The following is a 12877-nucleotide window of genomic DNA, read 5'->3' as shown; positions in this document are numbered from 1 at the left end:
AATGCATAGGTTCTGTTGCACTGCGAAATGCGTTACGGTGTGCCGAAGGCGCAGCGTGGGGGCCTTTTTCCTTTTTTCATCCAACCGTCTGGAGATAACTCAATGAAAGTGCTGGTTCCGGTCAAGCGCGTCGTTGATTACAACGTCAAGGTACGCGTGAAGTCCGATCAAAGCGGCGTCGATGTCGCCAATGTCAAGATGTCCATGAACCCGTTCGATGAAATCGCCATTGAAGAAGCCACCCGGCTCAAGGAAAAGGGCGCGGCAACGGAAGTGATCGCGGTTTCATGCGGCGTGACGCAGGCGCAGGAAACGCTGCGCACGGCCATGGCGATCGGCGCGGACCGCAGCGTGCTCGTCGAGACGGATGCCGAGCTTCAGCCGCTGGCCGTGGCCAAGCTGATCAAGGCGGTCGTGGACCGCGAACAGCCGCAACTGGTCATTCTGGGAAAGCAGGCCATCGACGACGACGCCAACCAGACGGGCCAGATGCTGGCCGCTCTGCTTGACTGGCCGCAGGCCACGTTCGCCAGCAAGGTCGAGGTCGCGGGCGATTCGGTTACCGTCACGCGCGAAGTGGATGGCGGTCTCGAAACGCTGCAGCTGTCGCTGCCCGCGGTCATCACGACCGACTTGCGCCTGAACGAGCCTCGCTATGTCACGCTGCCCAACATCATGAAGGCCAAGAAGAAGCCGCTCGACGTGCTGACGCCCGATGCGCTTGGCGTGGATGTCGCCCCGAGGCTGAAGACCCTGAAAGTGGCCGAGCCCGCGGCCCGCTCGGCAGGCGTCATCCTGCCGGACGTGGCAAGCCTTGTCGACAAACTGAAGAACGAAGCGAAGGTGGTGTAAATGACGATTCTGGTAATTGCGGAACACGATAATACGCAACTGAAGGTCGCTACGCTGAATGCCGTTGCGGCTGCCGCAAAGATTGGCGGCGACGTTCATGTCCTGGTGGCCGGCAGCGGCGCGCAGGCGGTGGCGGACCAGGCCGCCAAGGCTGACGGCGTTGCGAAGGTGCTTCTGGCCGACGGCGCGGCCCTGGCGGAAGGCCTGGCCGAGAACGTGGCGGCGCAGGTGCTGGCCGTTGCGCAGAACTACAGCCATATTCTTTTCCCGGCCACGGCCTCGGGCAAGAACGTCGCGCCGCGCGTGGCCGCCAAGCTCGATGTCGCCCAGATTTCCGACATCATCGCCGTCGAGTCCGCGGATACGTTCCAGCGTCCCATCTATGCCGGCAACGCCATCGCCACGGTACAGTCGTCCGATGCGGTGAAGGTCATCACGGTGCGCACGACGGCTTTCGACGCCGCGGCTGCCGAGGGCGGCAGCGCCCCGGTGGAATCCCTGGCCGCCGTCGCTGACGCGGGCAAGTCGAAGTTCGTGAGCCGCGAAGTCGCCAAGAGCGATCGCCCCGAACTGGCAGGCGCAAGCGTGGTCGTCTCGGGCGGCCGCGCGCTGGGCAGCTCGGAGAACTTCGGTCTCCTGGAAGCGCTGGCGGACAAGCTGGGCGCGGCGCTCGGCGCATCGCGCGCGGCTGTCGACGCGGGCTACGCGCCCAACGACTGGCAGGTCGGGCAGACCGGCAAGATCGTGGCTCCCCAGCTTTACGTCGCGGTAGGGATCTCCGGCGCCATCCAGCATCTGGCCGGCATGAAGGATTCCAAGGTCATCGTTGCCATCAACAAGGATCCGGAAGCCCCGATATTCGGCGTGGCCGATTACGGCCTGGTCGGCGATCTGTTCGAAATCGTGCCGGAGCTGACCGCCGCGCTTTGATGCCATGGGCCTTTGGCCGACGTGATGTATACAAGCGGCCCGCCGGCATCCATGATGCTTGCGGGCCTTGTTGTTTTGTCGCCGGACTGCACGCCGAAGGCGCAGCGTGGGGGTTTTACCAGTTTTTTCCCTGGAGGTAGAGTCATGAGCTTCGTCGCCCCGATACAGGATATGCGTTTCGTCATGAGGGAACTGGCCGATCTGGAGGGCGTGCTGGCGCTGCCCGGGCTGGAGGAAGTCACGGAAGATATCGTGGACGCCGTCCTCGAGGAAAATGCCAGGTTCGTCCAGGACGTGCTTGCGCCCCTGAACCGCAAGGCGGACGAGTCGCCGGCGCAATGGGAAGATGGACGGGTGACGACCTCCCCGGGCTTCCGCGAGGCTTTCTCGACCTTCGCCCAGGGCGGGTGGCAAGGCCTGCCGCATCCCACGGAACTGGGCGGACAGGGCTTTCCCAAACTGGTGTCGGCCGCCGTCGGCGAAAACATGAATGCGGCCAACCTGGCGTTTTCATTGTGTCCCTTGCTGACGGACGGCGTTATCGAGGCCTTGTCGACCGTCGGCTCCAGGGAACAGCAGCAGCGTTTCATCCCGCCCATGCTGGAGGGCCGATGGACGGGCACCATGAACCTGACGGAGCCGCAGGCCGGGTCGGATCTGGCGCTGATCTCGACGAGGGCGGTTCCCCAGGAGGACGGCAGCTACCGCATTTCAGGCCAGAAGATATTCATTACCTACGGCGAGCACGACATGGCCGAGAATATCGTGCACCTGGTGCTGGCGCGCACGCCGAACGCGCCGGAGGGCGTCAAGGGCATTTCGCTGTTCATCGTGCCCAAGTTCGTCGTCGATGAAAACGGCGTCCTCGGCCCGCGCAACGACGTCTGGTGCGCCTCTCTGGAGCACAAGCTGGGCATACACGGCAGTCCCACCGCGGTGCTGCTGTATGGCTCGGGCAAGGGCGAAGTCGGCGAGGGGGCGGTCGGCTGCCTGGTGGGAGAAGAGAACAGGGGCCTGGAGTACATGTTCATCATGATGAATGCGGCCCGGTACGCGGTCGGTGTCCAGGGCGTGGCCATTGCGGAACGGGCCTTGCAGCAGGCCGAGTCCTATGCGCGGGAGCGCATACAGGGGCGCGCGCTGGAAGGAGCGGACGGGCCGGTGTCCATCGCGCATCATCCCGATGTGCAGCGCATGCTGCTGACCATGCGCGGACTGACCGAAGGCGCCCGCGCCTTGGCGGCTATTGCCGCGGCCGCGAGGGACCGGGCGCTCTGGCATCCGGACGAGGCCCAGCGCGTGCGGGACAAGGCGTTGTATGAATATCTCGTGCCGGTCGTCAAGGGGTTTTCCACGGAGATGTCGGTTGAGGTCGCCTCGCTGGGGCTGCAGGTGCACGGCGGCATGGGCTATATCGAAGAAACCGGAGCGGCGCAGTATTATCGCGATGCGCGCATCCTTCCCATCTACGAGGGCACTACCGCCATCCAGGCCAATGATTTCATCGGGCGCAAGGTGCTGCGCGATGGCGGGGCGGTCGTTGCCGCCCTGGCGGCGCAGATGCGGGAAACGATAAGCGGATTGCAGCAGGCGCCGGCTGGCGATGCCCATGCCGACGGCATGGCGCTGATCGGACGGCAGTTGGCCATGGCGGTCGACGCTTTCGAGCAGGCCAGCCGCTACGTGCTGGACAATGCCAGGGAACGCATATCCGCCGTTTTCCTGGGTAGCGTGCCATATCTGCAGCTGGCTGGCGTGGTGCTTTCCGGCTGGCAGCTTGCCAGGGCGGCCCAGGCCAGCCTGGCGTATCTTTCCGGTGACGGGGCCGACGCCTTCCATCGCCGCAAGCTCGGCACGGCCGTGTTCTATGCCGCCCATGTGCTGCCTCGCGCGCAGGCCCTGGCCGCCTCGATTATCGAGGGCAATGTCGCGCAGTCCTATGCGCGGGATGTCGTATTGCCGCAGTAGTCGGCGACGCCATGCATAAGCATATGAGCCGGGGGTATTTCATTTTTCTCGCCAATGGCGGTACAACTAGGGCTATCGATATTTTTTACCGCCGGGCCGCCCCAAGGATGAGCCCGGACATGCAACAGTCCCCTGCGGACTGTTGCATGCCTGGCGAATCCGAGCGGCATGCAAGCCGCGAGGTGGTGCTGCAAGCCGAGACCTCTGGCTGAGGAGCCAACCGAAGGCGCAGCGTGGGGGCCTTTTTTTACCTTGGAGATATGCCATGACGAGTACAGCATTGCGGTTGGGCGATACCGCACCGGATTTCGAACAGGAATCCTCCATCGGGAAAATCCGCCTGTACGATTACCTGGGAGATTCCTGGGGCGTACTGTTTTCGCATCCGGCGGATTTCACCCCGGTCTGCACGACGGAGCTTGGCTATACGGCCATCGTGTCCGGCGAATTCGCCAAGCGCAACGTCAAGGTCCTGGCTGTGTCCGTCGATGATGCCGAGTCGCACAAGGAGTGGATCAACGACATCAACGAAACGCAGAATACCAAGGTCGAATTCCCCATCCTGGCGGATGCCGATCGCAAGGTCTCGACGCTCTACGACATGATCCATCCGAATGCCAGCACGACGGCGACGGTGCGCTCGGTGTTCGTCATCGATCCCGCCCGGAAGATCCGCCTGACGCTCACCTATCCGGCAAGCACGGGGCGCAATTTCAATGAAATCCTGCGGGTGATCGATTCCCTGCAACTGACGGACAGCCATAGCGTGGCCACGCCCGTCAACTGGGAGGATGGCGATGACGTCATCATCGTGCCTTCGCTGAAGGACGAAGACGTCATCAAGCAGAAATTCCCCAAGGGTTACAAGGCGGTGAAGCCTTACCTCAGGATCACACCGCAGCCGAATAAATGAGCTAGAGGGTTCCTGGCCCAGGAGATTCCTGGGCCGTTGCGGCGCCGGCATTCCGGCGCTCGACACCTTCCGGCAGCCAGAGGCCGAGAGCGCCGTATGCTTCCCAGTCGGGTTGCGGGGCGAAGCTGCGGATGCGATTGTGGCCGCGCTGGGTCGAGAGATCGATCAAGCGTCCCTTGCGTGTCTGGTTGCCCGGAGCTTCCAGCAGCCTGACCTTGGGAAGAAGCAATTCATGCGGATGCTGCTCGGTGACGACGGCCAGCTCGCCGTCCTGCAGCAGCACCAGGGATCCGACAGGGTACAGGCCGACCGTGCGCACGAATGCCCTCAGCAGCATGGGATCGAAATGGCCTGTCCATTGCGCCATGCGGTGAATGGCTTCGGCGGGATTCCACCCCTTTTTGTAGGGCCGGTCCGATGTGACGGCATCATAGACGTCGCACAAGGCTCCCATGCGGGCCTGCAGGCTGATGCCGTCGCCTTGCAGGCCGTGCGGGTAGCCGCTGCCGTCGAATTTTTCGTGATGATGCAGGCAAACGTCCAGCGCGACGTTTGGCACGAGGCCTCCGCGCATCAGCATGACATAGCCCGCATCGGGGTGTGTCATGATCAGCCGGAACTCGTCGTCCGTCAGCCTGCCCGGCTTGTTCAGGATTTCGATGGGGATCGCCATCTTCCCGACGTCGTGCAGCAGGCCAGCGGTTGCCGCCTCCCTCTGTTCCGCTTCGTTCAGGCCTAGCGTGCGCGCCAGCGCCGCCATCAGGGCGCAGACAGCCACGGAGTGCATATAGGTGTATTCGTCGGCCGTGCGCATGCGCGTGAGGCTGATGAGCACCGAGGGGTTGCGCTCGACCGATTGGCTGATGTGGCTGACCAGGCTCCTGGCGTCGTCGGGATCGATGGGCAGTCCTTCCCGAGCGTCGAGAAATATGTCCTTGATCGTCGTTTGCGCCTCTTCGCACAACTCGAGTGCGTGGCGATATTCGGCCTCCAGGGTCGAAGGCGCCGGCTCCTGTTCCCGGGAGGCGCGTCTGTGCGACTGGGCGATACTGGCGGCAGGCCAGAAGGAGTCCTGCTCCGATTCATCCTGGTCGGGCAGCACATCCAACCCTTTTTCGGTATTGATCCAGACCGTTTCGATGTCGTTGGCCCGTATCGTCTGGAGATCCGTGTATTTCTCCAGCAGGAAGCGTTTTTTCCAGAAAGGGTGGTCCAGCCATGGCGCGTCGATGCGATGGATGTACATGCCCGGCCGGAGCTTGGAGACTGGAATTTGTTTCAGCATGCGCTGTTTATAGCAGTTGGCGGGGCAGGGCAATTTGCGGAGCTAGGGGCTGGATAGGGGGTTTAGCAGGGTTTCGGGCGCGGCTGCCAGGGAGATGCCAGCCGGGGGAGATTGAAACGGGCGCAGGCCGGAGCAGAGGGATGTTGCGGTGGCGCATCGATCGTGCATGCCATGAAAAAATCGCTTGCCATTATTGCTGTGTTTATATACAGTACATATATGCTGTTTATTTATACAGTACTTGCCGGGAGCCGATATTTGTCTCCGGTAAGCGCAGATACAAGAATAGGAGATATCCATGCTGCAGCTTAGCGCCAACATCCCCGCAAATTGCCCGGTAAAACAACCTGTCCGCTGGCCGTTTCCTCCACGCAAGCCGGTTTCGCCGCGAGATGCGCGCGCCCCTGCCACGACCCGCCGGTCGCGCGCCCGTACACGCACGCCTGCCTCGCTGGAAAAGCCTGCCGGTATGTCCCGCATGGCCATGCTGGCGGATGTTTGCCTGGTCGCCGTATGGGCGGCGGCAATTCCGGCAGTCATGTGGATCGGCGCAGCCGCGGGGTTCTGATCATGCGCCTGGGCGGGAGCCTGCTATTTGTACTCAGGTCCGGCAGCAGGTCGCCGATCGGGCGTAGGCAAAAGGATGCAACTCCGGTTTCCATTTCCGGTTTCACAAGATATAATTACTGGTTTACTTAACCATCCTCTGGCCGGTCATAACCTGATCCCGGCGGCAATCGTCCGATTGTCGGCGATGATCAACAAAAAGCAGTAATAGGGCACGCGTGTCGTTACGCGGGCCTCAGTAACCGGTACAAGATGAAACCAGGAGCTTTACCTTGAATCTCATCGAGCAAATCGAACAGGAAGAAATCACCCGCCTGACCCAGGGCGCAGCCCGGCCCGAGTTCGCCCCCGGCGACACGGTCGTCGTCAACGTCAACGTCGTCGAAGGCACGCGCAAGCGCGTCCAGGCGTACGAAGGCGTGGTTATCGCCAAGCGCAATCGCGGCCTGAACTCGGCTTTCATCGTTCGCAAGATCTCGTCCGGCGAAGCCGTCGAGCGTACGTTCCAGCTGTACTCGCCCCAGATCGCCAGCATCGAAGTCAAGCGCCGTGGCGACGTTCGCCGCGCCAAGCTGTACTACCTGCGCAGCCGTTCCGGCAAGGCCGCCCGCATCAAGGAAAAGCTGGTGCGCGGCAACAAGAAGGCAGCAGCGACGCCCGCCGCCTGATAGCGCCTATCTGTCGCCGCAGCCTTGTGGTTGCGGCAGGCAAGCAAACGCATATCGATCCCCGCAGGATGCAGATCCTGCGGGGATTTTTCTTACTTCACGCCGATGAACGGCAGCGCTGATCCGGGTACCTGGGTGGAGGGTAGGGCGCCATCCCATTTCTCGGCGGCAATCAGATCGACCAGCCTGGCGTTGGCCGCAAGCGCCTGGCCGCGTGCTTCGATGGCTTCGGCCTCGGCTTCGCCGCGCAGGCGGATACCGTCGGCTTCCGCCTGGTATTGTTCGCGCAGGGCGTCGGCATCCGCCTTGGCCTGCAGCACCTTGATTTCGGCCTGGATCTCCGCCGTCTGCTTTTGCTGGCGCGTCGTTTCGATCTGGACCTGGGCCAGCATCCGCTGCTCGATACTTTGCTCGTATGCCGCGCTGAATCCGACTTCTTCGATCTGAAGGCCGACGATCTGCACCGGAGCATCGCGCATGGCGTTCGTCACGGCTTGCATGGCATCGACGCCCAGTTTTTCACGTTCCTGGATGGCGCGCACGGCAGTGAACTTGCCGAAGACGTTTTTCACTGCGTCCGGCGTGCGGCGCTCGATGACCCGCGATTGCAGGGCTTCCAGGGTGCCATATTCACTGTACAGGTCCGCTACCCGATCCACCGGCACGCGGTATGTAACGGAGACCTGCATATTGGCGGGCTGCTGGTCGAAGGAGTAGGCCTCCAGCGGCATGGAAACGTTATGGTCGCGCACGGAAATGAAGCGGACCGAATCCAGGATGGGAGTCTTGAATCCCAGGCCGGGCTCGGCCACGCTGGAGAGCTGGCCGTTGCGCAGGACGACGCCGCGCTCGCCCTGATCCACCTGATAGAAAGATCCGAATGCGATGATCAGGATCAGGAAGAACAGTGCGGCGGCAATCGCCACGAAACCGGTTGCCCGCTTGATGGTTCCGGTCTTGGTGTCGCGTGACATTTATTTGATTCTCCGATTTGGATTGTTACGGCGGTCCGACAGAAAAGTGCGAATACCGAGCGTCAGTAGGTAGGCCACGACGGCCGCTCCCACGAGGATAAGAAAAATTCGCATGATTCTTCCCTGGGCGCTTTCAAAGGGAAAGACGCCGATAAGTTGACGGTAATGTGAAAGTGCTTTTGCAATGGCGGACTCCGCAGCGAGGCTGGACGCCGTCGGCAGCGAAATATCGCTCGCGCGCAACTATAACCGTTCTGGAAGGCTCGAGTAATGCAACCTATTTGTTTTTACGCTTTATATACGCAAGAATTCAAATTGTTACATTTCCACTGAGCCTTTCCTGTGCAAGAAAGGTTGCGGAGAAGCCGCTGTCTTTCTCCATGCTTCCAGGTGCCGCCAACAGGTTTGTCCACCAGGCATTCCCGTCGGGATGCAGGGCAGCGATCGTGGCCGCTGCCATATTGCATCGCACCGATGCTGCGGAAAAATGGCACTCTTTGAATACTTTTCGATTGCCACGTATTCATGTCATTTTAATGAAACCGGGCTCTCTGTCATTTTCTGTTTGATTTATTTCTGTAGCGTCTAATGTTTCATTTTTATTTAATGAAATGCTGATTTTCAATATATATCAGCCATGATCGTGGCTTATTTTGAATTTTTTCTATCTATTTGATTTTTAGTTAGAATTTAGGTTATTTCATTATTATTTCAATTCATTTATGGAACAAGTGTATCGGAGGAATGCTTTATTTTGTAAATAAAGATATTGTTTGCTCATAAGGTTGATAATTGAAAAAAACGATCTTTAGAATTCCCAGCTTTGAAAAGGGTGCAAATCGAATGGATTTTCTTTGCCCCGGTTTTAAAGCGAAGGAATATGGTTTTCCAAGTATTTTCCAATGCATATGAAGGCGAGTTCCCTGCTGATGGCGGGGAGTTCATCGAGTATGACGCGGCATTCCTGGAATTGCAGCAATGCGCGACGGGCAAAAGCGAGCAGCAGTTCGGCGAGACCATCATTCCGGCGGAATCCCCGGACTGGAATCAGGTAAGCAAGCTGGGCATGGCGCTGCTCCGGCGCAGCCTGGATATTCGTGTCATGACTTTGCTGGCGAGGGCGGGTACGGAACTCAAGGGACTGCCTGCGTTGGCGCATCACCTTGGACGGCTGGCGCTGGCGCTCGAGTCGCACTGGCAGACAGTGCATCCGCACCTCGAAGTGGATGGAGAGCAGGATCCCCTGCTGCGCATCAATGCATTGGCGGAGCTGGCCGATCTCAATGGCCTGGTGCGCTCGGTGCGCAACGGCACCTTGTTGCGCGATGGCGGGGCTGTCATGACCTTGCGCGATGCCGAAAGCCTGCTGGATGGTTCGCGCACGGAAGTGGCCGCGCTTCCCGGCGGCAAGCAGCGTGTCGTGGAAATGCTGTTGCGTCTGCACGCCACGGGAGATGAAACCCTGCAGGCCGTGCTGCACAGCGCGGCCCTGCTTGAGCAGATCCGAATCACGACCGCAGCGCATCTGGGCGAGGACTGGGTGCCGGATTTCTCGCCTCTGCTGCGGCCGTTGCGGCTGGTGACGGATCTGTTGGAGTCGGCTGGCGCGCCGGCCAAGGAGGAGGGCGGCCAGGCCGCACAGGAGCCGTCCGGTCCAGTTCCGCCCCCGGCACCCCAGAACGCTGCAGCGCAGGTGCAGGCGCTTTCCTGGCGGGAAGCCAGCGCGCGCACGCGCGGCGATGCGGCACTGATGCTGGAGAAGGCGCGCCAGTATTTCGAGAACCACGAACCCAGCCATCCGGCGGCGCTCCTGATCCAGCGCATCGAGCAACTGCTGCCGCTGGATTTCTATCAGCTCGTCAGCAACCTGGCTCCGCAAGGAGCAAGGGAGTTGGACGTATTCCTGCCGAAGGCGGACGCAAGCCCGCAAGAGACATAGCCAAGCGGCAGGTTCATGGCAGTTCATTTCTACAACATGCAGTCAGTTCCCGGAGAACAGGATGTCCATTGATAAACGTGGCAATAGTGGCCAGAAATTCATCGCACGTAACCGCGCACCGCGCGTCCAGATCGAATACGACGTCGAACTGTACGGCGCGGAGCGCAAGGTACAACTGCCTTTCGTCATGGGCGTGCTGGCGGACCTAGCAGGAAAGTCGGCGGATGAGTTGCCCGAGGTCGCCGAGCGCAAGTTCATGGAGGTCGATATCGACAACTTCGATGACCGCCTGAAGTCGATCAAGCCGCGTGTGGCCTTCCAGGTGGACAACACGCTGACCAACGAAGGCAAGCTGAATGTGGATGTCACGTTCGAGAGCATGGACGATTTCTCGCCGGCGACGCTGGCGAGAAAAGTCGAGCCGCTGCGCAAGCTGCTGGAGGCCAGGACGCAGCTGGCGAATCTGCTGACCTACATGGATGGCAAGACAGGCGCCGAGGAACTGATCGCCAAGGTGCTGCAGGATCCCGCCTTGCTGGATGCGCTGGCGAGCACGCCCAACACGCCAGCGCCGCAAGACGAATCTGCAGAGCAGGTTCAGGAAAGCAACGATACGACGCGCGACGCTTAAGGAGAGAACAGATGCAGACATCCGCTTTGCAGGACGCAAGCCTGGTCCAGGAAAACGAGGCAGTCGTAGCCGACGATTTCGCCTCGCTGCTGAAGAAGGAATTCAAGCCTAAGACGACGCAGGCCGAAGCCGCGGTGCAGCATGCCGTGCGCACGCTGGCGCGCCAGGCGCTGGAGCAGTCGGTGACGATCTCATCTGATGCTTACCAGACGATACAGGCGGTCATCGCGCAGATCGACGCCAAATTGTCGGAGCAGACCAATCTGATCCTGCATCACGAGGATTTCCAGCAACTGGAAGGCGCATGGCGCGGCCTGCACTATCTGGTCAACAACACCGAGACCGACGAGCTTCTGAAGATCCGCGTCATGTGCATTTCCAAGAAGGAACTGTCACGCACTCTGCGTCGCCACAAGGGCATAGGCTGGGACCAGAGCCCCATTTTCAAGAAGGTCTATGAAGAAGAGTACGGCCAGTTCGGCGGCGAGCCTCTGGGCTGCCTGGTTGGGGATTACCACTTCGATCACAGCCCGCAGGATGTGGAGATGCTGGGCGAGCTTGCACGCATTTGCGCCGCAGCGCACAGCCCCTTCATTTCGGGCGTGTCGCCTGCGGTGATGCAGATGGATTCCTGGCAGGAGCTGGCCAATCCGCGCGACCTGACCAAGATCTTCACCAATACGGAATACGCCGCCTGGCGCAGCCTGCGCGAGTCCGAGGATGCGCGCTATATCGGCCTGGCCATGCCCCGCTTCCTGGCGCGCCTGCCTTATGGCGCGCGCACCAATCCGGTCGATGAGTTCGATTTCGAGGAAGACACGGATGGCGCGAATCACGACCGCTATGCATGGGCGAACTCCGCCTACGCCATGGCCGTCAATGTGAACCGTTCGTTCAAGGACTATGGCTGGTGCACGTCGATCCGGGGAGTGGAGTCGGGAGGCGCGGTGGAGAACCTTCCTTGCCATACCTTCCCTACGGACGATGGCGGCGTGGACATGAAATGCCCTACCGAAATCGCCATCAGCGATCGCCGCGAAGCCGAGCTGGCCAAGAACGGCTTCATGCCGCTGGTACACCGCAAGAATTCCGACTTTGCGGCATTCATCGGCGCGCAGTCATTGCAGAAACCGCAGGAATACTACGACGCCGACGCCACGGCCAATGCCAAGCTGGCGGCGCGCCTGCCGTATCTGTTTGCCTGCTGCCGCTTCGCCCATTACCTGAAGTGCATCGTCAGGGACAAGATCGGCTCATTCCGCGAGCGCGACGAGATGGAGCGCTGGCTCAACAGCTGGATCATGAATTACGTGGACGGGGACCCCGCCAACTCCTCCCAGGACACCAAGTCGAGAAAGCCGCTGGCGGCTGCCGAGGTGCAGGTCGAGGAAATCGAGGACAACCCAGGATATTACGCGGCGAAGTTCTTTTTGAGACCCCACTACCAGCTCGAAGGGCTGACGGTGTCTCTGCGTTTGGTATCCAAGCTGCCTTCGTTGAAACAGAACGAAGGCTGAGTGGTGATGTTGGCGGCGAGCACGCCGGTTTTTGCCGCCGGGCCGCTCCCAAGGCAAAAAGCGCCCCTTGGGGGGCAGCAAGCCGAAGGCGCGGCGTGGGGGTTTCTTTTCATACAGGGAGAAAACAGTGTCTGTTGATATGTTCATGAAGATCGAAGGCGCCAATGGCGAGTCCAGGGATTCCAATCATAAGGACTGGATCGATATCGTTTCTTTCGCTTGGGGCGCAAACCAGCCCGGAAGCATGGCATCGGGCGGCGGCGGCGGTACGGGCAAGGCCTCCTTCAATGACCTGCATGTCGTGGCTCGTATCGACAAGGCTGCGCCTGCCGTCATGAAGCACTGCGCCAGCGGCAAGCACCTGGGCAAGGTCGAAGTGTCGGTATGCAAGGCCGGCGGCGAGCAAGTCGAGTACACGAAGATCACGCTGGAAGAGGTTCTGGCGACATCGGTGCAACTGTCGGCCGGTGTCGACGATGAAGTCGTTCTGGTCAATTATTCCTTCCAGGCCGCGCGCGTGAAGCAGCAGTACTGGGAACAGACCGAATCCGGCAACAAGGGCGCGGAAAGCCTGGTTGCCTGGGATATCAAGCAGAACCGCGAAGCTTGATGACAGGCGGGGGCCGTGTCAGC

General features: G+C 60.6%; 12 protein-coding genes. 10 read left to right on the top strand and 2 right to left on the bottom strand.

The window, feature by feature from the left end:
* The first annotated feature begins 102 nt into the window (after nt 1-102).
* The 4 genes from EV686_RS17315 (at nt 103) to EV686_RS17300 (ending at nt 4663) form a co-directional block, all read left to right on the top strand.
* Complete coding sequence (locus tag EV686_RS17315; RefSeq protein ID WP_132478215.1) at nt 103-852, top strand: electron transfer flavoprotein subunit beta/FixA family protein; 750 nt, start codon at nt 103-105, stop codon at nt 850-852.
* Nucleotides 853-1782 (top strand): electron transfer flavoprotein subunit alpha/FixB family protein, encoded by a 930-nt coding sequence (locus EV686_RS17310; RefSeq protein ID WP_132478214.1) that lies wholly within the window; start codon nt 853-855, stop codon nt 1780-1782.
* Nucleotides 1783-1926: 144 nt separating this feature from the next.
* Entirely contained in the window at nt 1927-3750 is a 1824-nt protein-coding gene (locus tag EV686_RS17305) for an acyl-CoA dehydrogenase (RefSeq protein ID WP_132478213.1), read from the top strand.
* Between the two features lie 265 nt (nt 3751-4015).
* Nucleotides 4016-4663 (top strand): peroxiredoxin, encoded by a 648-nt coding sequence (locus EV686_RS17300; RefSeq protein ID WP_132478212.1) that lies wholly within the window; start codon nt 4016-4018, stop codon nt 4661-4663.
* Nucleotide 4664: 1 nt separating this feature from the next.
* On the opposite strand, the gene EV686_RS17295 is transcribed toward EV686_RS17300, so the two are convergent.
* Nucleotides 4665-5948 carry a cyclic di-GMP phosphodiesterase gene (locus tag EV686_RS17295; RefSeq protein ID WP_132478211.1) on the bottom strand — a complete coding sequence of 428 codons (1284 nt, stop codon included), beginning with the start codon at nt 5946-5948 and terminating at the stop codon, nt 4665-4667.
* 298 nt (nt 5949-6246) lie between these two features.
* Here EV686_RS17295 and EV686_RS17290 point away from each other — a divergent pair, with 298 nt between their 5' ends.
* Together EV686_RS17290 and rplS are read left to right on the top strand one after the other, a co-directional pair.
* On the top strand, nt 6247-6516 hold the full coding sequence (locus EV686_RS17290) for a hypothetical protein (RefSeq protein WP_132478210.1): 270 nt from the start codon (nt 6247-6249) through the stop codon (nt 6514-6516).
* A 271-nt stretch (nt 6517-6787) separates the two neighbouring features.
* Nucleotides 6788-7183, top strand: coding sequence for a 50S ribosomal protein L19 (gene rplS, locus EV686_RS17285; RefSeq protein WP_132478209.1), 396 nt, complete (start codon nt 6788-6790; stop codon nt 7181-7183).
* A gap of 92 nt (nt 7184-7275) precedes the next feature.
* Here the strand turns inward: rplS and EV686_RS17280 are convergent, their stop codons facing one another.
* A complete protein-coding gene (locus EV686_RS17280; protein ID WP_132478208.1) occupies nt 7276-8157 on the bottom strand; it encodes a prohibitin family protein in 882 nt (293 codons plus the stop codon).
* An 880-nt stretch (nt 8158-9037) separates the two neighbouring features.
* Between EV686_RS17280 and tssA the strand changes: the two genes are divergently transcribed.
* The 4 genes from tssA to EV686_RS17255 all read left to right on the top strand — a co-directional run bounded on the left by tssA (nt 9038) and on the right by EV686_RS17255 (nt 12854).
* Nucleotides 9038-10096: a type VI secretion system protein TssA gene (gene tssA / locus EV686_RS17270; protein ID WP_132478206.1), complete on the top strand. Its 1059-nt coding sequence runs from the start codon at nt 9038-9040 to the stop codon at nt 10094-10096.
* Nucleotides 10097-10157: 61 nt separating this feature from the next.
* Nucleotides 10158-10727: a type VI secretion system contractile sheath small subunit gene (tssB, locus tag EV686_RS17265; protein WP_132478205.1), complete on the top strand. Its 570-nt coding sequence runs from the start codon at nt 10158-10160 to the stop codon at nt 10725-10727.
* An 11-nt stretch (nt 10728-10738) separates the two neighbouring features.
* A complete protein-coding gene (gene tssC / locus EV686_RS17260) occupies nt 10739-12244 on the top strand; it encodes a type VI secretion system contractile sheath large subunit (RefSeq protein ID WP_132478204.1) in 1506 nt (501 codons plus the stop codon).
* A gap of 127 nt (nt 12245-12371) precedes the next feature.
* A complete protein-coding gene (locus EV686_RS17255) occupies nt 12372-12854 on the top strand; it encodes an Hcp family type VI secretion system effector (protein ID WP_165972672.1) in 483 nt (160 codons plus the stop codon).
* Nucleotides 12855-12877 lie beyond the last annotated feature (23 nt).

Origin of the sequence: Paracandidimonas soli, assembly GCF_004342005.1 — a bacterium.
GTDB lineage: Bacteria > Pseudomonadota > Gammaproteobacteria > Burkholderiales > Burkholderiaceae_B > Paracandidimonas > Paracandidimonas soli.
The sequence above is the reverse complement of the archived record's forward strand: the minus strand, read 5'-3'. Positions and strand labels throughout refer to the sequence as shown.